Source organism: Tropicimonas sp. IMCC34043 (assembly GCF_003390845.1).
Lineage (GTDB): Bacteria > Pseudomonadota > Alphaproteobacteria > Rhodobacterales > Rhodobacteraceae > Tropicimonas.
Genome location: NZ_QMEK01000001.1, coordinates 462,079 through 485,186 on the forward strand (window position 1 = coordinate 462,079; position 23,108 = coordinate 485,186).

Genomic DNA, 23,108 nt, shown 5'->3' on the forward strand with positions numbered 1-23,108 from the left:
AGGATGGAACTGGTTCAAGTGCCGCTGGGCGAACGAGCCTATGAGATCCGTATCGCAGAGGGACTGCTGGCGCGAACCGGTCATCAGATCGCGCCGCTGCTGAGGCGGCCGCGGGTTGCCATCGTGACCGATGCGACGGTCGCGGCGCTGCACCTCGACACGCTTGTGGGTTCGCTTCGCAAGGAAAAGATCGACAGCGCGGTTCTGGTGTTGCCCGCAGGCGAGGCGACCAAGAGCTGGGCGCATTTCTCGCGCACCGTCGAATGGCTTCTGGAAGAGAAGATCGAGCGCAACGATGTCGTGCTTGCCTTTGGCGGCGGTGTGATCGGCGATCTCGTCGGCTTTGCGGCCGCCGTGGTGCGCCGCGGTGTCCGCTTTATCCAGGTGCCGACGACTTTGCTGGCGCAGGTCGACAGCTCGGTCGGCGGCAAGACCGGGATCAACGCGCCGACTGGCAAGAACCTGATCGGCGCCTTTCACCAGCCAAGCCTGGTTCTGGCCGATGTGACGCTGCTTGGCACCTTGCCGAAGCGCGATCTTCTGGCGGGCTATGGCGAGGTGGTGAAATACGGGCTTCTGGGCGATGCGCGCTTTTTCGAATGGCTCGAGGTACATGGGCCCAGCCTTGCGGCGGGCGATCCCGGCGCACGGATCGCCGCGGTTCGCTGGGCCTGTCAGATGAAGGCCGCCATCGTGGTGCGGGACGAGACCGAGCAGGGCGACCGGGCACTGCTGAACCTTGGTCATACCTTTGGGCACGCGCTTGAGGCCGCGACCGGCTATTCCGACCGGCTTTTGCATGGCGAGGGCGTGGCAATCGGCTGCGCGCTGGCGGCAGAGCTTTCCTCGCGGCTCGGGCTGTGCGCGCAGGAGGATCCGAGCCGGATCCGCGCACATCTGCGGCACATGGGGATGAAGGTCGACATCGCCGACATCGAGGGCAGGCTGCCCGATGCCCGAGGGCTGATGGAGCTGATGGCACAGGACAAGAAGGTGGACGGCGGCCAGTTGCGCTATGTCCTGATGCGCGGGATTGGCCAGGCCTTTGTCAGCGCTGCGGTGCCGCAAGCCGAGGTTCTGCGCCTGCTGGAGCGCGAACTGGCAGGCCGGGCCTGACGCCGCCGACAACCGTCTTGCAAGGGGCCTCGACGCGACTTGTCCGCAGGTGACACCGGCGCCCGGTCATTCCGGGCGCCGTCCGTCGGTTCAGAACGGGATTTCGTCGTCGATATCGCCGCCGCCCGAGGGGGCGCCATATCCGCCGCTTTCGCTGCCGCCCGACGGCCCGCCATATCCGCCGCGGTCCTCATATCCGCCGCCACCGGCGCTGCCACCGCCGCTGCCGCCCTCGCTCCGGCTGTCGAGCAACGTCAGCTCGCCGCGGAACGGGCGTAGCACGATCTCGGTGGTGTACTTGTCCTGTCCGCTCTGGTCCTGCCATTTGCGGGTTTCGAGCTGACCCTCAATATAGACCTTCGATCCCTTGCGCAGATACTGCTCGGCGATGCGCGCGAGCGGTTCGGAAAAGATCGCGACAGAATGCCACTCGGTCCGTTCCCGACGCTCGCCGGTGTTGCGGTCCTTCCAGTTCTCCGATGTGGCGATGCGCAGGTTACAGACCTTGCCGCCGTTCTGGAATGTCCGCACTTCGGGGTCGCGGCCCAGATTGCCTACAAGGATCACCTTGTTCACCGATCCTGCCATGCCGGCTCTCCTGTCCTGTTGATTGTTGCTGTCTTGCACCGATTCCGGTTTGGAGCCAGACGCTACACCAGCCTTGCAATGCACAGAACCGCCATTTTCCCGATGCGGCTGTGTCCGGTCTGGAAATCTCGGCGTTTTTGCCTATACTCCGCCGCAATAATACAGGGGCAGAGCAGGTCGGATGGCCAGTGGGTTCAGGGTAGGGCTGATCGTGTCGCTTGTTGCGGCGTGTGCGATCTCTATGGGCGCGGGCCCCGGCGTCGCTGACAGTGTGTTGTCTTCCAAGAGCAAATCCCAGCTTTTCGCGTCGCAGACCCGGCTTCTCGACAGTCGCGCCGCCTCGCAATACGCGAATTCTACCCGCTATCAGCCCGCAGCCACAAAGCCGCTGATCAATTCCATCGTGACCTCGGCGGTTGCGGTCCCACAGTACCGTGGACGCTACAAGGGGCCCTATCTGCAGGTTGCCAAGGATGCGGCGCGCAAGCATGGCGTCCCCGAAAGCCTGTTTCTGCGGCTTGTCCAGCAGGAGAGCGGCTGGAACCTTGGCGCGAAGTCGCACAAGGGCGCGATCGGGCTGGCGCAGCTGATGCCCGAGACCGCGCAGCGGCTTGGCGTCGATCCTCTCGATCCGAAGGAAAACCTCGAGGGCGGGGCGCGCTATCTTCGGATGATGTACGAACGCTACAGTTCGTGGCGGCTGGCGCTGGCGGCCTATAACGCCGGACCGGGGGCTGTCGACAAATACGGTGATGTGCCGCCGTACCGCGAGACCACCAACTATGTGCGCAAGATTTGGGGTAGCTGACTTATTTCCGATTAAAAAACTCGGAAATTTGCGATGGATCAATTTCCAAGGGATGGAAATCGGGGTATCGGGGACGAATACGCCTCCGAGCCACCAACGGATCCGCCCATGTCTGCCTTCAGATCGCCTCTTCGCACCCTGTTCTGCCTGCTGGCCGTCGTCGTGCCGCCAACAACCGCCGCAACTGCCGGCCCCGCCTATGACACGCCCGAGGCCCTTGGCGGGGCGCTGTTCTTCGACACCGCGCTGTCGAAGAACCGGACCGAGGCCTGCGCCACCTGCCACGATCCGGCAACCGCCTTCGTCGACCCGCGCGAGACGCGCGTCGGTCGCGCCGTGTCGCTTGGCGATGACGGAGCCTCGATTGGCGACCGCAACACGCCGACAGCGGCCTATGCCATGTTCTCGCCGCCATTCCACCGCGATCCCGAGACCGGAAAATGGAAGGGCGGGCAGTTTCTGGACGGGCGCGAGCCCGATCTGGCGGGGCAGGCGGGGGGACCGCCGCTGAACCCGATCGAGATGGGAATGCCCGATCGCGCCGCCGTGGTCGAACGGCTGCAGGAAAACCCGGACTACGTGCTGTCGATGCAGGCGCTTTATGGTGCGGATGTTTTCGACGACCCCGACCGCGCGTACGAGGCGATGACCGGGGCCATTGCCGCCTTCGAGGGCACCGAGGTCTTCGCGCCCTTCGATTCCCGCTATGACCGCTATCTGCGGGGCGAGGAGTCCTTCACCGATCAGGAGGAACTGGGGCGGGTGCTGTTTTTCTCGCAGCAGTTCACCAGCTGCAACCTGTGCCACCAGCTTGGCCGCAGCGCGATGGACCCGGCCGAGACCTTCAGCAACTATGAATACCACAATATCGGCGTGCCCGAGAACACGGCCGTCCGGGCGGTGAACGGGGTCGCTGCGGATTTCGTAGACCGCGGCCTGCTGGACAACCCCGCCGTCGAGGATCCGGCCGAGGCGGGCAAGTTCAAGGTGCCGACGCTGCGCAATGTCGCGGTGACCGGCCCCTACATGCACAACGGCGTGTTTCAGGACCTGCGGACGGTCGTGCTGTTCTATGACAAGTACAACTCCAAGAAACCGGCCCGTCAGATCAACCCCGAGACCGGCGCGCCCTGGGGCGCGCCCGAAGTCGACGGAACGCTGTCGATGGAGCAGCTCGAAACCGGGCCGGGTCTCGACGATGCCAGGGTCGATGCGATCGTGGCGTTCCTGAAGACGTTGACGGACGCCCGCTATGAGCCGCTGCTGGAGAAGTGATCCCGGTCGCTCCCGTCTCTGAACGGGCGTGCAGGCGTCGAGAGGAAAACGCGCGTTGCTGTCCCTTGGCCGCACAAGGCCGGTTCGCCGGGCCAGAGGCGTCTATGCCGCCTGTTCCTTGCGACGCTGCCGTGACAAGCTGACCGGCACGGTTTTGCAAGGGGGCAGGGGATGACGGGGCTGGGACCGCGCCGGCTGGTGCCGGGGGTCTGCGGGGTGGCGGCGCTGCTGGCGGCGGCGGTTCTGGCGACAGGCGCCGCGGCTCAGGGGGCCGGGGCCGGGACGCTGCCGGTCTGGACGATGTTGCGCGGGCTCCTGGGCGGGCTGGCGCTGTTCCTGTTCGGGCTCGACCAGATGGCCGACGCGCTGAGGGCCGCGGCCGGTGGCCGGATGCGCCAGCTTCTGACGCGGGTCACGACGAACCGCGTCACAGGCGCGCTTGCAGGGGCTGTGGTGACGGCGATCATCCAGTCCTCCTCGGTCACGACGGTACTTGTGGTGGGCTTTGTCACTGCCGGGCTGATGTCGGTGGCGCAATCGGCCGGCGTCATCATTGGCGCCAACGTCGGCTCGACGGTCACCGCCCAGATCGTTGCCTTCAACGTCGATCAGGCGGCGCTGTTCATGATCGCCGGCGGCTTTGCGCTGCGGCTCATGTCGCGCCGCGATGCGCCGCGCCAGATCGGCAGCATGGTGCTGGGGCTTGGCCTGATCTTTTATGGCATGCAGCTAATGAGCGAGGGCATGGAGCCTTTGCGCAGCTATGCCCCCTTTACCGATGCCATGGCGGGGATGCGCCGGCCGCTGCCGGCGATCCTGATCGCCGCCGCCTTCACCGCGCTGATCCAGTCCTCGGCCGCCACCATGGGGATCGTGATCGCCATGGCGGGGGGCGGGCTGATCGGGCTCGACACCGGGATCGCGCTGATCTTTGGCGCCAATATCGGCACCTGTGTCACAGCCCTTCTGGCCGCGGTCGGCAGATCGCCCGTCGCCCTGCGGGCGGCCACGATCCACGTTCTGTTCAATCTGGCGGGAGTTGCGCTGTGGCTCGCGTTCATCCCCGAACTTGCGGCACTGACCCGCGCCGTATCGCCCCATGTGCCGGGGCTGACCGGGCCCGCCGCGCGGATGCTGGAGCTGCCGCGCCAGATCGCCAATGCCCACACGATCTTCAACCTCGCCAACGCCCTGCTGGCGCTGCCCTTGGCGAATGCGCTGGTCTGGGTCGCGTTCCGGCTGGTGCCCGACCGGCCCGATCCCGCGGATGCGGCGGGGCGGCCGAAATACCTCGACCCGATGCTGCTGGCCACGCCCGCGATGGCATTGATGGCCGCGCGGCATGAACTCGAACGGATGGCGGAGATCGCCCAGCAGGGGTTTGATACCGCGATCGAGGTATTGCTGACCGAGGGGCGCGATCCGGCGCGCGTCGTGCATCCGGCAATGGCGGGGCTCAGGGCGCTGCACCGGGCGGTGCTGACCTACCTGGCAGAGCTTGGCCGTGGCGATCTGAGTGCCGAGGACAGTGCCGACCTTGGCCGGCAGGTCGCAATCTCGCACAACCTGACCCGCATCGCCGAGATCATCGAATCCGATCTGGTGCCCGCGGTGATCCGTGCCCGCGATGGCGGCCCGTCCAAGGCGACGGCAGACCGGGGGCAGGCGATGGCGGCAACGGTCTCGACCGCACTTGGCGATCTGCGCGAGGCGCTGACAGCACCCGAGTCGGGCCGCGATGCGGCGGTCTGGCAATTGAAACCGATCGTCGACCAGGCGGTCGAGGATACGTTGGCGGCCGAGACCCGTTGGCTTGCCGGGCTGGGCCACCGGCTGCGCGACGACGAGATCGCCCAGATGCAGGCCGAAGTCGCGGTGGTCGAGGCGATCAAGCGGGTCTATTCCCAGGCCCGCCGCGCGGCGCGGGAATGCGTGGCGCATCCGCCGGAATGAGCCCGGTCGCTATTCCGCCGCCAGGGTAATCACCGGCTCCATCTGCGCCAGCATGTCTTCCGCCAGATGGCATTTCACCTGATGGCCGCCGCCCAGTTCGCGCATCGGCGGCAATTCGGTCTCGCACAGGTCCCCCGGCACCTGCGGCTTCCAGCGGCAGCGGGTCTGGAACGGGCAGCCCGGCGGCGGGTTCATCGCCGATGGCACGTCGCCTTCCAGCACGATGTGCCGCTTCGTGACGTTCGTGTCGGCAATCGGCACCGCCGACAGCAGCGCCTCGGTATAGGGGTGATAGGGGGGGGCAAAGACCTGATCGGTGGTCCCGATCTCGACCACATGGCCCAGATACATCACCAGCACCCGGTCCGAGAGATAGCGCACGATCGACAGATCGTGGGAGATGAACAAAAGCGTCGTGCGGTTCTGGCGCTGGATCTCCATCAGCAGGTCGGTGACCGCCGCCTGCACCGACACGTCGAGCGCCGAGACAGGCTCGTCGGCCACCACGATGCGGGCGCCGCCGGCGAAGGCGCGGGCAATCCCCACCCGCTGCTTCTGCCCGCCCGAGAGCTGGCGCGGCATCCGGGTCGCGAATTCGCGCGGCAGCTTGACCAGATCGAGCAGCTCGAGCATTCGTGCCCGGCGCCCGGCCTCGGTCTTCCCGACCCGGAAGACCTCGAGCGCGCGGGAAATCTGCCGCCCGATGCTCATCGACGGGTTGAGCGTGTCGAACGGGTTCTGGAACACCATCTGCACCGAGGAGACCAGATCGGTGCCGCGCTTTTCGATCGGCAGCCGTTCGATCGCCGCGCCGTCGAGCAGGATGCTGCCGCCCGTCGCGGTCTCAAGCCCCATCAGCACCTTGGCGAAGGTCGACTTGCCACAGCCCGACTCGCCGACGATGGCCAGCGTCTCGCCCTCGTGCGCGGTAAAGCTGAGGGTCTCGTTGGCCTTGACCACACGCCTGTGGCCGCCAAACAGCGCATTGGCCGCGACCTCATAGTATTTCTTCAACGCCTCGACCTGCAGCACCGGCGCGCCGATCTCGGCCGACGCCTGGGTTTCGGCGCGCGGCAGCGGCGCGTTCCAGTCGATCTCGCCGAACCTCAGGCAGCGGCTGCCATGGCGGTCGTTGCCCGGGACGGTCATCATGGGAATATCGCCGGCATCGCAGCGGCGGGGTCTGAAATAATCGCAGCGCGGGCCAAAGTTGCAGCCCGGCGGGCGTTCGTGGGGCAGCGGAAAGTTGCCCGGGATCGCCTTCAGGGGGCGCGTGTTCTTGTCCGCACCCGGCAGCGGGATCGACCGGAAAAGGGCCTGGGTATAGGGATGGCGCATCTCGTCGAACACATCGCCGATCGAGCCGCGCTCGACCGCCTCGCCCGAATACATCACGCAAAGCCGGTCGCAGACCTCCATGACGAGCCCCAGGTTGTGCGAGATGAACAGCATCGAGGTGCCGTATTTCTCGCCCAGTCCGCGCACCAGATCGACCACCGCCGCCTCGACCGTGACGTCGAGCGCGGTCGTCGGCTCGTCAAGGATCAGCAGCGCGGGCTTCGACATCAGTGCCATCGCAATGACGATCCGCTGTTGCTGGCCCCCCGAAAGCTGGTGGGGATAGGCATCGAGGATGCGCCCGGGGTCGGGCAGGCGGACGTCGCCGATGACGTCGAGCGCGCGGGCGCGCGCGGCGCGGCGCGAGATCCCCTCATGGATCATCGGCACTTCCATCAACTGGCGCCCGACAGTCATCGCCGGGTTCAGGCTCGCCATCGGCTCCTGATAGATCATGGCAATCTCGCTGCCACGGATGCGCCGCAACCCGGCCTCGTCCATGGCGGTCAGATCGCGGCCCTTGAAGCGGATCGCACCGCCGGTGACACGGCCGTTGACGCCCAGATCCTGCATGATCCCAAGCGCCACCGTGGACTTGCCACAGCCCGACTCGCCCACCAGCCCCAGCGCCTCGCCGGGCCGGATCACGGCCGAGAAATCCATCACCGCCGGGATCTCGCGCCGCCGTGTGAAAAACGAGATCGAGAGGTTCTCGATCTCGAGGATCGGGCCATCATCGTTGCGGTCGATCATCGCGCGCTCCCTGTCCCGTCGCATCTGCCCCGCCCGACCGCCCTTGCCGCACGCCCCTGCGAACCGCGAAGCGGCGCCGCCGGCCGCACGCCCCATACCCCAAAGGCCATGCCCCGCCTTCTTCTGTTCAGAAATATCCCGGGGGGAGTCGCGGCCTGCCGCGACGGGGGGCTGGCCCCCCTGCGCCGGTCGTCCAGAGGAACCGGCCGGCGGTATGGCGAAACCCGCAGGCTCAATCCCTCAGACTTTCTTCGCGCAGCCCGTCGGCCAGCAGGTTCAGCCCCAGAACCAGGCTCATCAGCGCCAGCGCCGGCGCAATCGCGGGGTGGGGATAGATCGACAGCAGCTTGCGCCCGTCGTTGATCGTGGTGCCCCAGTCCGGGCTTTCGGGCGCAAGCCCGAGGCCGAAAAAACCCAGCGTCCCCAGAAGGATCGTCGTATAGCCGATCCTCAGGCAGAAATCGACGATCAGCGGGCCGCGGGCGTTGGGCAGGATTTCCCACAGCATGGTGTACCAGGGACCCTCGCCGCGGGTCTGCGCGGCGGCCACATAATCCCGCGTCTTGATGTCGAGCGCGAGGCCGCGGACGATCCGGAACACGGTCGGCGAATTCACGAAGACGACCGAGACGAAGACGATCAGAATGTTTGGCGGCACCGAAATCAGGCCGAGCGGATCGGCGTTCCACGCCACCCCGAGATAGAGCCAGAGCCCCAGAACCAGCGTCACCGCCAGATAGGCCGCGCGCTTGCCTCTTTGAGTGAAATAGCGCGAGTTCCACAGCACCACCAGAAAGATGATCGGAAACAGGAACAGCACCCCCGCCATATAGGTCGGCAGGCCGGTCTGCACGATCTCGGGCGTCACCAGCAGATAGAACAGCAGGATGACCGGGAAGGCGAGGATCAGGTTCGCCAGAAACGACAGGAAGGTGTCGAGCCGGCCGCCGTAATAGGCCGCGGGCAGCCCCAGAGTGATCCCCACCATGAAGGCGAACAGCGTCGCCAGCGGCGCGATCTGCATCACGATGGTCGCGCCCGACACCATGCGGCTGAACACGTCGCGCGCCAGGTTGTCGCCGCCGAGCAGGTAATAGCGATAGCCCGCGACCGCTTCGGGCAGCGGGGTGCCGGGCACCTTGTTCTTCATCCCCGAGATCTGCTGCAGCGGATCGAAGGTGATGATCGTATCCGCGAAAATCCCGGTCAGGGCCCAGAACAGGACGATGGCAAAGCCGATCATGCCGATTGTCGAATCGAACAGCTGTCCGTACAGCCCAAGCCGCCGCTTGAACCCGAAGGACAGCGCGAAGACCGCGGCCATGCCGATCCAGACCGGCAGGAGCTGGCTCAGGAGGCGGGCGACAATGGCGCCCCAGGACAGGGTTTCCATGGCGGGCACTCCTCAGGCGATCCGGATCCGCGGGTTCAGCAGTACATAGCCCACGTCCGAAATCAGCTGCGTCAGTAGCACCACCACCACTGCCACGACCGAACAGCCAAGCAGCAGCGAGACGTCGTTGTTCGAAGCCGCCTGCACCAGCGTCCAGCCGAAGCCCTTGTAGTTGAACAGCGTCTCGACGATCACGACGCCATTCAGCAGCCAGGGGATCTGCAGCATGATCACCGTGAACGGCGCGATCAGCGCATTGCGCAGCGCGTGTTTCCAGACGATGGCGCCAAAGCTCAGCCCCTTCAGGCGCGCGGTGCGGATATATTGCGCCGTCATCACCTCGGCCATCGCCGCCCGCGTCATCCGCGCGACATAGCCCATGCCGAACAGCGCGATGGTTGCCACCGGCAGGGTGAAGTTGGCAAATGTCGCATCCTCCATGGCACCCGTCGCGGTGCCGTTGAACCATTTCAGCCCGACGGCCGACGAGGCGAAGACGGCGATCAGGATCACGCCCGAGACATATTCGGGGGTCGCCGTGGTCGCGATCGAAAACGTCGACAGCGTGCGGTCGAGCCGCGATCCCTCGCGCATGCCGGCCAGAACGCCGATCAGCAGGGCTGAAGGCACCATCACCAGCAGCACCCAGAACATCAGCTTGCCGGTCAGCCACAGCCGCTTGCCGATGATTTCGCTCACCGGTTCGCGAAACACGCTCGACTGGCCCCAGTCGCCCTGCAGCACGCCACAGCGGCGCGGGGCGTCTTCGGGGGCGATCCCGTCGCCAATGCAGCGCCCGGCCGCATTGCCGTAGCTGTCTTCATAGGTCCAGGCCGGGATCAGACCCAGCCATTCGGCATATTTCACCGGCAGCGGCCGCGCATAGCCGCGGGTTTCCAGCCAGCTTGCCGTCTGTGCATCGGTCATCCGCACGGTGCCCTGGGTCTTGGCAAGTTTCTCGAGGTTCGGCGGCAGGTTTGTCAGCCAGAATACGATGAAGGTCAGGCAGAGCGCGGTCAGCAGCATCAGGCCGACCCGGCGGATAAGGAATGGCACCATTCAGAACTGACCCCTGTCTCGCATCGTCGCTGGACCGGCGGGGGCCGGGGGCGCAGCTGTGCGCCTCCGGCCTGGTGCGGGCTCAGGCGGCGAAGCCGATCTTGTGGAAGTGGATCTCGTGCGCCGGATGTTTCTCGGCGCCGACCAGGGTGCCGTTATGGTGGTTGAACAGCTTGCGCCAGAACGGCTGGATGATGACCCCGTCGTCGCGCAGCTTCTGTTCGATTTCTGCCATGACCTCGCGGCGTTTGTCGGCATCGGCAATCGCCATTGCCTCATTCAGCAGCGCGTCGAATTCGGGGTTGGCATAGCCGGTCTCGTTCCAGGTCTCGCCCGAGCGATAGGCCAGCGCCAGCACCTGCACGTCAAGCGGGCGCTGATTCCAGTCGGTGGCCGAGAACGGGTATTTCAGCCAGTCGTTCCAGAACGTCGCGCCGGGCAGGATGGTGCGCTTGATGCTGATCCCGGCATCGCGCAACTGGGCGGCGATCACGTCGCCGGTGTTCTTGATCCAGTCGTCGTCGATGGTGATCAGCTCGTGTTCGAAATCCGCGGCCTCCGAGGCGTCCATCAGCGCCTTGGCCTCGGCGGGATCGAAGGGGGCCGGGCCGATGTCGGCATAGGCGGGATGCAGCGGGCAGACATGGTGGTTTGCCGCGACCAGACCGCGGTCGGAATAGCCGAGTTCGAGGCAGACGTTGTTGTCGACCGCCAGCGCCAGCGCGCGGCGGACGTTCGGGTCCGAATAGGGCACGAACCCGTCGACTTCGGCCACCTGGTTGGTGCGGAACACCGCCGTCGCCGCGGTCAGCGCCTCGGTCCGCGTCCAGCCGATGGCATCGAGGATCTCGAGGTAGTCGCCGAGGCTTTCATAGAGCAGGTCGACCTCGTCCGATTCGGCAGCCGCCACCCAAGCGGCAGGGTCGGTGCCATAGTCGATCATCTCGACCCGGTCGACATAGGGGCCGCCATAGACCTCGGTGCCCCACCATGTGTGCTCGGTGTCGCGTTCGATCACGCATTTCACCCCGACCTCTATCGAAACGGGTTTGAACGGGCCGGTGCCGATGCCGTGGTCGAACACGTCGCCGCCCTGATAGCTCGCGTCGGTGATCGCGGCGGGATAGTCCGACATGTTGGCGATCACCGTGATGTCGGGCGCCGACAGGTGCAGCTTGACGGTCAGGTCGTCGACGATCTCGATGGCGCCGTCGCGGGGCTGGCCGGTTTCGGCGTCGATCAGCCCGGTCATGCGGCCCGCCATGGAATTGTCTTCCATCGAGGTGTCGCACCAGCCTGCGATGTTGCGCGCCACGTCCTCGGCAGTGAAGGCGGTGCCGTTGTTCCACGTCACCCCGGGCCGGACGTGCAGCGTGTATTCGGTGGCGTCGTCGTTGACCTCCCAGCTTTCCAGCAGCATCGGGCGGAAACTGCCGTCGGGCTGGTATTCGACGAGGTATTCAAGGAAACCGCGGCTCTGGTTGGCGACCTCGGACCAGTCGTAGGCGCGCGGTTCCTTCATCGCCTTGACATAGGTTTCAAGCCGCAGCGTGCCGCCCTGCTGGATCGCGGGCTGTGCCTGCGCGGGCTGCGGGGCGCCGATCAACGCATAGGCTCCGGCGGCGGTCAGCCCCAGCGCGGTGGAACGGGTCAGGAACTCGCGGCGGCTCAGACGACCGGTCCGGTATTCCTCGGCGTACATCTCGGCGGCCGGATGGACCGGTTGGCCGAAGATCGTTGGATGGGTCATTCTCGTCTCCCTGTGACAGGTATCGTGTCGAACTGATCCGGGTGGCACGGCGCAACGCAGGGCGCCCCGGCGATGCTCTGGGGCAGTACAACTGCCCTTTGTGAAAGTGTCCCGGCCCGGTGTCGCATCCCGTCGTTGTGTTCGCGGCGCGGCGGGTCCGCGCCATTGCAAGGCGGCCCGAAAGCAACGTCCTTCCCAAGCAAAGGCGACAACGCCGCGGGACGCAACCCAAAAGCCCGTGGCCGATACCTTTCGCCGTTCCCCGTGGCGGTGCCGGGGCGCTGCCACGGCTCAATCTGCGGGTGCGATCCGCTGCCAGCCGGCCATCCGGGCGCGGAACCATGTGCGCTGGCGCTTGGCATATTGCCGGGATGCGGTCTTGGCCGCGGCCGCGGCAGCCTCAAGGCTTGTCTCGCCCTTCAGGTGGGCGATCAGTTCGGGCGCCCCGATCGCCTTGGCCGATGGCGCGCCGGGCGACCAGCCGGGCAGGTTGGCCCGCGCCTCGTCCAGCGCGCCAGCCGTGATCATCGCGTCGAATCGCCGGTCAATCCGCGGCGAAAGCCAGTCCTTCGGCGCCTCCATCACCAGGCACAGCGCCGCCGCCTCGGGCAGCAGCGGCGCGGGCGTGTCGGCCTGCCAGTCGGCCAGCCCGCGGCCGGTCGCGCGCTGCACCTCCCAGGCGCGCTGCACCCTGGCGCGGTTGGCGGTGTCGATCCGGGTCCGCGTCGGCTGGTCGAGTCCGGTCAGAAGGTCGTGCAACGTCATCGCATCGGCTTCGGCCCGCACATTGGCCGGAACCGGCGGGATCTCGACCAGACCCGATGTCAGCGCGGTGAAGTAGAGCCCGGTGCCGCCGACGATGATCGGGCGGTCTGGCCCGTTCAACAGCGGGGTCAGGTCGCGCAGCCAGTGGCCCACGGAATAGACCTGATCGCGCGCGACATGGCCGTAAAGCCTGTGGGCGGCGCGGGCCTCGTCCTCGGGCGAGGGGCGGGCAGTCAGGATCCGCCAGTTCTCGAACACCTGCAGCGCGTCGGCATTGACGATGACACCGCCCATCGCTTCGGCGATCCTCAGCGCCAGCCCGGACTTTCCGCTTGCCGTCGGGCCGGCAATCAGGATCGGCCGCTCGCGGTCGATCCGGGCATCGGGTATCCCATGAAGCGAAATCAACGGACCCCCCGACCTTGATGGTTGAAGCGCGAGCGGATTTCGGACAGGAAAGCGCTCAGGCAGCTCAGGAGATACCGATATGTTGGACACGAACGAGGATCAACCGAAGCCGACCTATCGAAGGGTTCTTCTGAAGATTTCCGGCGAGGCGCTGATGGGCGACCAAGGCTATGGCCTGCATCCGCCCACAGTCCAGCGCATCGCCAACGAGATCAAGTCGGTTCAGGACATGGGTGTCGAGATCTGCATGGTGATCGGTGGTGGCAACATCTTTCGCGGTCTCGCAGGATCGGCGCAGGGGATGGAGCGGACCACGGCCGACTACATGGGGATGCTCGCCACGGTGATGAACGCGCTGGCCATGCAATCGTCGCTGGAAGAGATCGGCGTTTTCACCCGGGTGATCAGCGCGATCCGCATGGACGAGGTGGCCGAGCCCTACATTCGTCGCCGCGCCGTCCGGCATCTGGAAAAAGGCCGGGTCTGCATCTTTGCCGCCGGCACCGGCAACCCCTATTTCACCACCGATACCGCCGCGACCCTGCGCGCCAACGAAATGGCCTGCGAGGCGATCTTCAAGGGCACCAAGGTCGATGGTGTCTATGACAAGGACCCGATGAAGTTTGCCGACGCGGTCCGCTATGACAAGGTCACCTATGACGAGTGTCTGCAAAAGCGGCTGAAGGTCATGGATGCCTCGGCGATTGCACTGGCGCGCGACAACAACCTGCCGATCATCGTGTTCTCGCTGGACGAGCCGGGCGGGTTCCGCGGCATTCTTGCCGGCCAGGGAACCTATACCCGCGTTCAGGGCTGAAATAACGGTCCTGTGGCCGGTCCCGGCGCCTGCGGCGCTGGCCGGCGTGGGGCCATGCGACCTATACATCTTCGTGTCCGGATTGTAGAAACGGCCCGAATGAAAAAGATGCTTGGAAAGGAACAGGCACATGGCAGCGGATTATGAAGATCCCGACATCCAGGATCTGACGCGGCGCATGGAAGGGGCCATGAACTCGCTCAAGAGCGAATTTCTCTCGCTCCGCACCGGACGCGCATCGGCCTCGATGCTGGAGCCGGTCCAGGTCGATGCCTATGGGCAGATGACGCCAGTCAACCAGGTCGGCACGGTCAACGTGCCCGAGCCGCGGATGATCACCCTGAACGTCTGGGACAAGGCGCTGGTGAACAAGGTCGAGAAGGCGCTGCGCGAAAGCGGGCTGGGGATCAACCCGGTGGTCGATGGCACGATCATCCGCCTGCCGATCCCCGAACTGAACGAGGAGCGCCGGCGGGAGCTGACCAAGGTCGCGGCCCATTACGCCGAAAATGCCCGGATCGCCATTCGCAACGTGCGCCAGGACGGCATGCATCAACTGAAGAAGGCCAAGGGCGGCGGCATGCCCGAGGACGATCAGAAGATCTGGCAAGACGAGATTCAGGCGCTGACCGACAAGCACATCGCTGCCGTCGACGCGGCCTTGGAAAGCAAGCAGGAAGAGATCATGCAGGTCTGACCTGCGCCCGCTGCCGAACCACGAAAGGGGCCGTGCATGCCCGCCGCCAAGACCGGTCAAAGGGCCGAACATGTTGCCATCATCATGGATGGCAACGGCCGCTGGGCACAGGCGCGGGGCCGTCCGCGCCTGTTTGGCCATCATGCCGGCGCGCGTCGGGTCAGCGAAATCGTCGAGGCCTGTCCCGAGCTCGGGGTGCGGTATCTGACGATCTTCGCCTTCTCGACCGAGAACTGGCGGCGGACCCAGTCCGAAGTGACTGGCCTGATGACGCTGTTCCGCCGTTATATCCTGAAGGAGGCGCAGCGCCTGCTGGACCGCGGTGTGAGGGTGCGCTTCATCGGCGACCGCGACCGGCTGGATCCCAAGCTGGTGCGCCTGATGGACGATCTCGAGGTGCTGACCCGCGGCAATGACCACGTCCACCTGACAATTGCGCTCAACTATGGCGGGCGCGACGAGGTGACCCGCGCCACACGCAGGCTTGCCCGCGAGGTCGCCGAGGGCAAGCTGAACCCCGAGGATGTCAGCGCCGAGACGCTGTCGCGGTTTCTCGACACCCACACGCTGCCCGACCCCGATCTGGTAATCCGCACTTCGGGCGAGGCGCGGATCTCGAATTTCCTGCTCTGGCAGTCGGCCTATTCCGAATATGAATTCATCGACACACTCTGGCCCGATTTCACCGCCGCCCACTTCGCCAGGATCCTCGACAGCTTCGGCAAGCGCGAACGGCGCTATGGAGCTGTCGGTGGCTGAGCCCTTGTCCTCCCCCCCGCAAGGCAACGCGGCTGCCGGTCGCTGGACCGACCTGCGTCAGCGGCTGTGGTCGGGCCTGTCGATGGTCCTGGTCGGCGTGATCGCGATTCGGCTCGGCGGCATCTGGTTTCAGATGCTCGTCGTCTTCGTCACCGGGGTGCTGATCTGGGAACTGGCGCGGATGATCCGCCCGGGGTGGGACGTGGGCGCGATGCTGCTGGCGGCGCTGACCGCCTCGGTCCTGTCGGGGTTGCTGGCGCAGGGGATCGACTGGCATGTCTTTCTGCTGTTCGTGCCGGCGGTTCTGGGCACGCCCTTCATGCGGCGCGAGCGGCTGACCTTTTTCCTCTATGCGCTTGGCATCACCGTGGCGGGCTGGGGGCTGGTCGTGACCCGCGAGCTCTATGGCGGCACCTGGCTGTTCTGGATGGTCCTTGTCGTCGTCGTCACCGATGTGCTGGGCTATTTCGCCGGGCGGATGATCGGCGGGCCAAAGTTCTGGCCGGCGATCAGCCCCAAGAAGACCTGGTCGGGCACGGTTGCGGGCTGGCTTGGCGCCGGTCTGGTGGGGGCGCTGTTTCTGACCTTCACCGATGCCGGGCGCGACCTCGTCTGGATCTCGATGCTGCTGTCGATGGCCAGTCAGGCCGGCGACATCATCGAAAGCACGCTGAAGCGGCGGGTGGGGGTCAAGGACAGCTCGGCCCTGATCCCGGGTCACGGAGGCCTGTTCGACCGGTTCGACGGGCTTCTTGGCGCGGTGCTGTTCATGCTGCTGTTGGCCTTGGTCGTCGATGTGCCGGAGGTGAGCATATGAAGCGGATTTCCATTTTCGGATCGACGGGGTCGATTGGCGAAAGCACGGTCGATCTGATCGCCCGCGCGCCAGAGGACTATGACGTCGTGGTGCTGACCGGCGGACGCAACGTGGTGCGTTTGGCCGAGCAGGCAATCGCACTGCGGGCAGACCTGGCGGTGACCTGTTATCCAGATAAGAAACAGGAACTTGAAAGCCGTCTTTCAGGTTCTGGTATAGCTGTCGCGGCCGGGCCGGAGGCGATTGTCGAGGCAGCAGCCCGGCCGGCCGACTGGCTGATGTCGGCAATCGTCGGGGCGGCCGGCCTGCCACCTGGGTTGGCCGCGCTGGAACAGGGCACGACGCTTGCGCTCGCCAACAAGGAATCCCTCGTCTGCGCCGGAGAGTTGTTGATGCGCACGGCCAGGGCGCATTCCGCGACGATCCTGCCGGTCGACAGCGAGCACAGCGCCGTCGCGCAAGCCCTTGTAGGGGAAGATATTTCCTCGGTCGAGCGGGTGATCATCACGGCGTCGGGCGGAGCCTTTCGCGACTGGCCGCTGGAGCGTCTGGTCGAGGCGACGCCCGAGCAGGCAAGCACCCATCCGAACTGGGCCATGGGGCAGCGGATCACGGTCGATTCGGCCTCCATGTTCAACAAGGCGCTGGAACTTATTGAAACCCGAGAATATTTCGGATTCAGCCCCGAGCAGATCGAGGTTGTGGTGCATCCGCAGTCGCTGATCCATGCGATGGTCGGGTTCCGGGACGGGGCGCTGATGGCGCATATGGGCCCGGCCGACATGCGCCACGCCATCGGCTATGCCCTGCATTACCCCGAACGGCGCACGCTGCCGGTCGAACGGCTGGATCTGGTCGCAATCGGCAAGCTGGAGTTTCGCGCGCCCTGCGAGGAACGTTGGCCGGCGTTGCGGCTGTCGCGCGAAGTGATGGCGACCCGCGGCCTTGCCGGGGCGGTTTTCAACGCCGCCAAGGAACATGCGCTCGACGCCTTTCTCGACCGCCGCATCAGGTTCACCGACATGGTGGCCGTGGTGGAAGAGGTTCTGGAGGCGATGGATCGCGATGGAATGCTCGATTGTGAGCAGATGACGCTTGATGCGGTGCTGCAGACCGACCATCTGGCTCGGATACGCGCGGCCGAAATTGTCGCGCATCTCAAAACGGATGCCTGACATTTCATGGACATGACTTCGCTGATCCCCCAGTTCGGGGGCGCCCTCTGGACCCTTGCCGCCTTTGTCATTGCGCTGAGTGTCATCGTCTTCGTGCACGAATACGGCCACTACATCGTCGGGCGCTGGTCGGGGATCAAGGCGGAGGTGTTCTCGATCGGCTTCGGGCCGGTGCTGATGTCGCGCGTCGACCGGCACGGCACCCGATGGCAGGTCGCCGTGCTGCCCTTCGGCGGCTACGTCAAGTTTCTGGGCGATGCGAGTGCGGTCAGCGACAAGGCGGGCGACGAGATCGAGGGGATGGATGCCGCGACCCTGCGCCAGACCATGCACGGCGCGCCGCTGTGGGCGCGGGCGGCGACGGTTGCCGCGGGGCCGGTGTTCAACTTCATCCTGTCGATCCTGATCTTTGCCGCCGTGATCATGGCCCAGGGCGTGCCCACGAGTCCGGTCGAGGTCGGTGTGCTGAAACCGATGCCGAACGTCAGCCAGGGCCTGCAACCGGGCGACCGGATCCTGTCGGTGGGTGGGCACGAGGCCGTGGACTATGCCGGCTTCTTCGAGGTGGTAAACGCGCTGCCCGTCACGCCCACGACCGAATTCGTGGTCGAGCGTGGTGGCAGCCGGTTGCAGGTCGAGGCACCCTATCCGTTCCCGCCCATCGTCGATGCGCTTCAGCCCGGTTCCGCGGCGATGGACGCAGGGATCGAGGTCGGCGATGTGGTGACGGCAATCGACGGCACGCCCGTCATTGCCTTCCGCCAGGTGCAGGACATCGTCGGCGGATCCGACGGCAGGCCGATGAAGGTGCAGATCTGGCGCGACGGCGAGACGCTCGATTTCGTTCTGGTGCCGCGTCGCGCCGACCTGCCCACCTCGAACGGCGGGTTCGAGACCCGTTGGCTGATCGGCATGACCGGCGGCATGATGTTCACGGCCGCGACCGCGACGCCCGGGCCGCTCGAGGCGCTGCGCCTTGGCGGGGATCAGATCGTCTATATCGTGACCTCGTCGCTGTCGGGGCTTTGGCACATGGTCACCGGGGCGATCTCGACCTGCAACCTCAGCGGGCCGATTGGTATTGCCGAAACCAGCGGTGCGGCGGCAAGCCAGGGCGCCGACAACTTCATCTGGTTCATCGCCGTGCTCAGCACGGCTGTGGGGATGCTGAACCTGTTTCCGATCCCGGTGCTGGACGGCGGCCATCTGGTGTTTCATGCCTTCGAGGCGCTGACCGGCCGCCCGCCGAGCGACCGGGCGCTGCGGGTTCTGATGGGGATCGGCCTGTCGCTGATGCTGGGCCTGATGGTGTTTGCGGTCACCAACGATCTGTTCTGCCCCTGAGGCCGGCCGCCGCGCGACCGAAAACGCCGCCGGGTGCGCGCGGCAGTCCCCGGATCTCGCTTGGGGCAAGCCAAGGGTGTTGCCGAACGCCGATCTAGGTGAGAAAGTTCAGTTGGGTCTTTTTGCCGTGGCTGCACGCAGGAAAGGAGACCAAGGGTGACCTTGGAGACTGAACCGGGCGCGCAGATCCCGATTGCTGCCTTGCCCAACATGCGAGATCTGGGCGGATGGCCGACAACGGACGGCCGCCGCGTTCGGCGGGGTCTGCTGTTCCGGTCGACCGATCTGGACCGGCTGGACGTTGCCGGCCGGGAAGAACTGGAACGCCGTAGCCTGCGCACGGTGATCGACCTGCGGACGGCCGCGGAACGTCAGGCCAAACCCGACCGTCTGCCCACCGGCGCGACGCAGATTGTCTGCGACGTGATGGCCGACGCCGCGGATTCCGCCCCGACCCAGTTGCAGAAGATCATAGCAAACCCCGAGGAATCTCTCGACCTGCTGAGCGACGGCAAGGTCGCCACCCTGTTCGAGCGCGGCTATCGCGATTTCGTTTCCCTGCCGAGCGCAATGGCGGGCTACAGCCGGATGTTCACCACCCTGGCGGAAGACGGCTATCTGCCGGCGCTGTTTCATTGCACCACCGGCAAGGACCGCACCGGTTGGGCAGCCGCGATCATGCTGACCGTTCTGGGTGTGTCGCGCGAGGATGTGCTGCGCGACTATCTGTTGACCAACGACCAGTTGCTGCCGGCGTTGCAACCGGTCATGGATCGCTTCGAGGTCGAGGGCGGCGATCCCGCGCTGCTGCTGCCGGTGCTCGGCGTGCGCGCGGCCTATCTGCAAGCGGCGTTTGACGAGGTGCAGCGGCGGTTCGGCTTCCTGCAAAGCTACCTCGTCGACGGACTTGGACTGGACACGGCGCTACAGCAGCAGTTGCGGGCCGCCTTTACCGAATAGCCATGCCCCCGTGGCCGCAGCAATGGACGGCGCTAGATTTCACCTTCGACGGTATAGTCTTCCCAGTCCTCTTCCGGCACGTCGAATTCCGACAGGGTGAGGCCGCGCACCGACATTCCGGCCTCGTGCACGCTTTCGGCCCGGCCCGAGATCAGCGGATGCCAGTCGAAAAGCGGTTGTCCCTCGGCCAGCAGGCGATAGGCGCAGGTCTGCGGCATCCAGTAGGCGTTGGTGCCGATGTTCTTGGGGGTCAGCGTCACGCATTCCGGCACGAATGAGTGGCGGATGTCATAATGTCCACAGTGGCAGGTCTCGTCGTCAAGCAGCCGGCAGGCAATGCGGGTATAGGCAACCTCGCCCGTGTCCTCGTCTTCAAGCTTGTTCAGACAGCACTTGCCGCAGCCGTCGCAGAGCGCCTCCCACTCGGGCTTGGTCATGCGGTCGAGCGACACCCGCTCCCAATAGCGCGGGCGCAGGCCGTCACGGACGATGGGATCCTTTGATTTGCTCATTTTGGGCAGCCTAGCAAGGGGACGGGCCATGGCAATAGCTCAGCCAAGACCGGCCAGCGCGGCGCGGGCACGGGCGCTGTCGGTGCCCATCTGCGCGACCAGCGCGTCGAGAGAGTCGAATTTCTGCTCCGGCCGCAGGTATTCCACCAGCCCGACCGAAAGATGGCTGTCATAAAGATCGCCCGTGAAGTCGAACAGATGGCTTTCGATGTTGGGGCGGTTCTCGCCGAACATCGGCCGCACGCCAAGCGAGCCGACGCCGCGGTAATTTCCGGCATGAGGCCCACACAGCACCTCGACCAGCACGGCATAGACCCCGAAACGGGGCGGGTGCAGCCCCTCGATCGACATGTTCGCCGTGGGATAGCCAAGCTTGCGGCCGCGTTTTTCGCCATGCAGGACCGGGCCGTCGATACGGTGCCAGTGGCCCAGCATCTCGCGCGCCCTGACCGGGTCGCCCTTGGCCAGCGCCTCGCGGATCGCGGTCGACGACACCCGCTCGCCGCTTGAGAGCGTCACAAGATCGGCGACGGTTACACCGAAACCCAGCGTTTCACCGGCCGCGCGCAAGCTGTCCACGTTGCCCGATCGCCCCTTGCCATAGTGAAAATCGCCGCCGACCGCGACATGCGACAGGCCCAGCCCCTCGGCCAGCATGCGGGTGCAGAATTCGCCGTCGGTCAGGTTGAAAAGCGACCGGTCGAAGCGCAGCTCGAACAGGATGTCGACACCGAGCTTGGCCAGGCGGTGCGCCTTCGATTCAGCGTTCGTCAGCCGGAATGGCGGGCCGTCGGGGTTGAAAACCTCGCGCGGATGCGGCTCGAAGGTCAGCACGGCAAGCGGTGCGCCCCTTGCGTCGGCCTCGGCGCGTGCAAGATCCAGCACCCTCCGGTGACCCAGATGCACGCCGTCGAAATTGCCCATGGCGGCACAGGCGCCACGGTCGTCTTCGGAGATATCGGCAAGGGACGTGATACGCTTCATGCGCTTCCCCTAGCCGCGAGGGCAGGGGAGCGCAAGCGGGGCAGAGGGTCCTGGCTCAGTCGAACTTGCGCGACGGTGCAAGGACGTTGGCCTCGCCCTTCAGTACGACCTGATCGCCGACCTTGGCGACGGTCGCGAGCCTGACCCGGCGCTTCTTGTGGTCGATTTCGAGGACCTCGACCTCGGCATGGACGATGTCGCCGGGGCGCACGGGGGCCATGAACTTCAGCGTCTGACCCAGATAGATCGTGCCGTGGCCGGGCAGCTGTTCGCCGATGACCGCCGAGATCAGCCCGGCGACCAGCATCCCGTGGGCGATGCGGCCGTGGAACATGGAGTCCTTGGCATAGTCCTCGTCGAGGTGCACCGGGTTGTGGTCGGTCGAGATCTCGGCGAACTTCTCGATGTCTTCGTCGGTGATCTGTTTGGTCAGATCACGCTTCATCCCGATCTCGAGATCCTCGATGCAGATCGTACCGCGGGGCATGTTGTCGAGCATCATGGCAATCCTTCAACCTTATCGGCGATGGTCCTACCCGAAAATCGATCGTGCTGCAATGCAGAAAGAAAGAATTAACAATTTTTAGTGTTAGCGCCGCAACATTCTTTCACGGCGTCGCGAGGGCTGGGGGCGGCCCTGGCCACCTGAAATCTGCGGCACCGGCGCGCAAACACTGCCGAACCGGGGGGCAAATGCCGGCCTTCCGGGCAAAGTCTGCGGCCGAAACCGGTCTAGCGGAAGGCGCCGATCGAATAGGTCGGGTCGAACTGCGCCTTCTTCAGAAATGTGTCGAGGGCCTGCGGGTCAGGATCACGTGTCGTCGAGGTTTCGTCCCGCGCCAGCCCGCCGGTGACGAAGATCACGTCCAGCGCCTCGCCCACGGCGCCGGCGACATCGGTCCCGATGCCGTCGCCGATACAGACGATTCGGTCGTCGGGGACGACCGCATATTCGGCCAGCCGGCGTCGGGCGAGGTCATAGATCGGCGGGTGGGGCTTGCCGAAATAGAGGCTCTCGCCGCCCATCTCGGTATAGAGCGCGGCAAGCGCGCCGGCACACCATTCGCGCCGTTCGCCACGGTCGACCACGATGTCGGGATTGGCGCAGAGCAGCTTCAACCCCTTGGTCTTGGCATAGAGGAACTGCGGGCGATAGACCGCCGGGTCGGCGTGGGGATCTTCGGGACCGGTGCAGACGATGCCTTCGGCTTGGTCCAGCGGCACGCGGCTGATCGGAACCGGATCGTTGTGGATCCTCAGCGGAGCAAAGAACGGCAGGTCTTCCTCGGTCCCGATGTGGAAGACCTTTTGCCCGACGGCGCCGGAAAACAGCGCGAAACGCGCGGAATCGCCCGAGCTAGCAATCGTGTCCCAGGTATCCTCGGGCACCCCGATCCTCGCCAGTTGCTGTTCGACCGATGCCCGCGGCCGCGGTGCATTGGTCACCAGAACCACCTTGCCGCCCTGACGGCGAAACGCCTGACAGGCCGCCACCGCCTCGGGGAAGGGGCGCAGGCCGTTGTGCATGCAGCCCCACAGATCGACAAAGGCGGCGTCGTACATGGACGAGATTTCGGCGAAGCTGTCGATGATGCGGGTCATGGGGCCTCCTGCTCGGTGTCGTTCCGACCTCGCACGAGACTGGCGCCGCGGCAAGTCTGGGCGCGCCAGGTTCCTGCGACTCCGCCACCAGATCGAGGATCACGTCGCCGGGCCGAATGGCCGCCCGCATGGTCGATGCCGAAACGACAGCGCCGATCTTCAGGGAAGATCGGCGCCATTTGAAATCGTCGATGTGTCCTGGGATCAGCACAGAACCGGGCGGCTGACCCCGGCA

Annotated in this window: 21 protein-coding genes; 11 read left to right on the forward strand and 10 right to left on the reverse strand. The window is 65.6% G+C overall.

All coding sequences use genetic code 11. The features are described 5' to 3' along the window. Positions 1 to 3: 3 nt before the first annotated feature. Complete coding sequence (gene aroB / locus DQG17_RS02080; RefSeq protein ID WP_116131089.1) at positions 4 to 1,116, forward strand: 3-dehydroquinate synthase; 1,113 nt, start codon at positions 4 to 6, stop codon at positions 1,114 to 1,116. Positions 1,117 to 1,206: 90 nt separating this feature from the next. On the opposite strand, the gene ssb is transcribed toward aroB, so the two are convergent. Then, entirely contained in the window at positions 1,207 to 1,704 is a 498-nt protein-coding gene (ssb, locus tag DQG17_RS02085) for a single-stranded DNA-binding protein (protein WP_116131090.1), read from the reverse strand. 181 nt (positions 1,705 to 1,885) lie between these two features. On the opposite strand from ssb, the gene DQG17_RS02090 reads away from it, so the two are divergent. The 3 genes from DQG17_RS02090 to DQG17_RS02100 all read left to right on the forward strand — a co-directional run bounded on the left by DQG17_RS02090 (position 1,886) and on the right by DQG17_RS02100 (position 5,740). Beyond that, positions 1,886 to 2,512 (forward strand): lytic transglycosylase domain-containing protein, encoded by a 627-nt coding sequence (locus DQG17_RS02090; protein WP_369907969.1) that lies wholly within the window; start codon positions 1,886 to 1,888, stop codon positions 2,510 to 2,512. A gap of 108 nt (positions 2,513 to 2,620) precedes the next feature. Further along, entirely contained in the window at positions 2,621 to 3,787 is a 1,167-nt protein-coding gene (locus DQG17_RS02095; RefSeq protein ID WP_116131091.1) for a cytochrome-c peroxidase, read from the forward strand. Positions 3,788 to 3,958: 171 nt separating this feature from the next. Next, on the forward strand, positions 3,959 to 5,740 hold the full coding sequence (locus tag DQG17_RS02100) for a Na/Pi cotransporter family protein (RefSeq protein ID WP_116131092.1): 1,782 nt from the start codon (positions 3,959 to 3,961) through the stop codon (positions 5,738 to 5,740). A gap of 9 nt (positions 5,741 to 5,749) precedes the next feature. Here DQG17_RS02100 and DQG17_RS02105 read toward each other — a convergent pair whose 3' ends face one another. The 5 genes from DQG17_RS02105 to miaA form a co-directional block, all read right to left on the reverse strand. Next, entirely contained in the window at positions 5,750 to 7,831 is a 2,082-nt protein-coding gene (locus DQG17_RS02105) for an ABC transporter ATP-binding protein (RefSeq protein WP_116131093.1), read from the reverse strand. A 232-nt stretch (positions 7,832 to 8,063) separates the two neighbouring features. Then, positions 8,064 to 9,224, reverse strand: a complete 1,161-nt coding sequence (locus DQG17_RS02110) for an ABC transporter permease (protein ID WP_116131094.1) — start codon at positions 9,222 to 9,224, stop codon at positions 8,064 to 8,066. Between the two features lie 12 nt (positions 9,225 to 9,236). Beyond that, positions 9,237 to 10,283 (reverse strand): ABC transporter permease, encoded by a 1,047-nt coding sequence (locus DQG17_RS02115; protein ID WP_116131095.1) that lies wholly within the window; start codon positions 10,281 to 10,283, stop codon positions 9,237 to 9,239. Positions 10,284 to 10,365: 82 nt separating this feature from the next. Next, on the reverse strand, positions 10,366 to 12,033 hold the full coding sequence (locus DQG17_RS02120; RefSeq protein WP_116131096.1) for an ABC transporter substrate-binding protein: 1,668 nt from the start codon (positions 12,031 to 12,033) through the stop codon (positions 10,366 to 10,368). A gap of 291 nt (positions 12,034 to 12,324) precedes the next feature. Next, on the reverse strand, positions 12,325 to 13,206 hold the full coding sequence (gene miaA / locus DQG17_RS02125) for a tRNA (adenosine(37)-N6)-dimethylallyltransferase MiaA (protein ID WP_116131097.1): 882 nt from the start codon (positions 13,204 to 13,206) through the stop codon (positions 12,325 to 12,327). A gap of 79 nt (positions 13,207 to 13,285) precedes the next feature. Between miaA and pyrH the strand changes: the two genes are divergently transcribed. The 7 genes from pyrH (at position 13,286) to DQG17_RS02160 (ending at position 19,775) form a co-directional block, all read left to right on the forward strand. Then, a complete protein-coding gene (pyrH, locus tag DQG17_RS02130; protein ID WP_116131098.1) occupies positions 13,286 to 14,023 on the forward strand; it encodes a UMP kinase in 738 nt (245 codons plus the stop codon). Positions 14,024 to 14,153: 130 nt separating this feature from the next. Continuing rightward, entirely contained in the window at positions 14,154 to 14,720 is a 567-nt protein-coding gene (frr, locus tag DQG17_RS02135; RefSeq protein ID WP_116131099.1) for a ribosome recycling factor, read from the forward strand. A gap of 36 nt (positions 14,721 to 14,756) precedes the next feature. Beyond that, positions 14,757 to 15,479, forward strand: a complete 723-nt coding sequence (gene uppS, locus DQG17_RS02140; protein ID WP_116131100.1) for a polyprenyl diphosphate synthase — start codon at positions 14,757 to 14,759, stop codon at positions 15,477 to 15,479. After that, positions 15,472 to 16,296, forward strand: coding sequence for a phosphatidate cytidylyltransferase (locus DQG17_RS02145; RefSeq protein ID WP_255415625.1), 825 nt, complete (start codon positions 15,472 to 15,474; stop codon positions 16,294 to 16,296). Before uppS ends, DQG17_RS02145 begins: the two co-directional genes overlap by 8 nt. Beyond that, the gene (dxr, locus tag DQG17_RS02150; RefSeq protein ID WP_116131102.1) at positions 16,293 to 17,471 is read left to right on the forward strand and encodes a 1-deoxy-D-xylulose-5-phosphate reductoisomerase; all 1,179 of its coding nucleotides are present in this window, start codon (positions 16,293 to 16,295) and stop codon (positions 17,469 to 17,471) included. The genes DQG17_RS02145 and dxr overlap by 4 nt, the downstream gene beginning before the upstream one ends. A gap of 6 nt (positions 17,472 to 17,477) precedes the next feature. Beyond that, a complete protein-coding gene (rseP, locus tag DQG17_RS02155) occupies positions 17,478 to 18,815 on the forward strand; it encodes an RIP metalloprotease RseP (RefSeq protein WP_116131103.1) in 1,338 nt (445 codons plus the stop codon). 156 nt (positions 18,816 to 18,971) lie between these two features. Next, complete coding sequence (locus tag DQG17_RS02160) at positions 18,972 to 19,775, forward strand: tyrosine-protein phosphatase (RefSeq protein WP_116131104.1); 804 nt, start codon at positions 18,972 to 18,974, stop codon at positions 19,773 to 19,775. Between the two features lie 32 nt (positions 19,776 to 19,807). On the opposite strand, the gene DQG17_RS02165 is transcribed toward DQG17_RS02160, so the two are convergent. From DQG17_RS02165 to DQG17_RS02180, 4 genes are all read right to left on the reverse strand, one after another. After that, a complete protein-coding gene (locus DQG17_RS02165; protein WP_116131105.1) occupies positions 19,808 to 20,287 on the reverse strand; it encodes a YcgN family cysteine cluster protein in 480 nt (159 codons plus the stop codon). Positions 20,288 to 20,326: 39 nt separating this feature from the next. Beyond that, on the reverse strand, positions 20,327 to 21,271 hold the full coding sequence (locus DQG17_RS02170) for a bifunctional riboflavin kinase/FAD synthetase (RefSeq protein ID WP_116131106.1): 945 nt from the start codon (positions 21,269 to 21,271) through the stop codon (positions 20,327 to 20,329). 55 nt (positions 21,272 to 21,326) lie between these two features. Next, the gene (locus DQG17_RS02175) at positions 21,327 to 21,770 is read right to left on the reverse strand and encodes a MaoC family dehydratase (protein WP_116132537.1); all 444 of its coding nucleotides are present in this window, start codon (positions 21,768 to 21,770) and stop codon (positions 21,327 to 21,329) included. A 233-nt stretch (positions 21,771 to 22,003) separates the two neighbouring features. After that, entirely contained in the window at positions 22,004 to 22,873 is an 870-nt protein-coding gene (locus DQG17_RS02180; protein ID WP_116131107.1) for a TIGR01459 family HAD-type hydrolase, read from the reverse strand. Positions 22,874 to 23,108 lie beyond the last annotated feature (235 nt).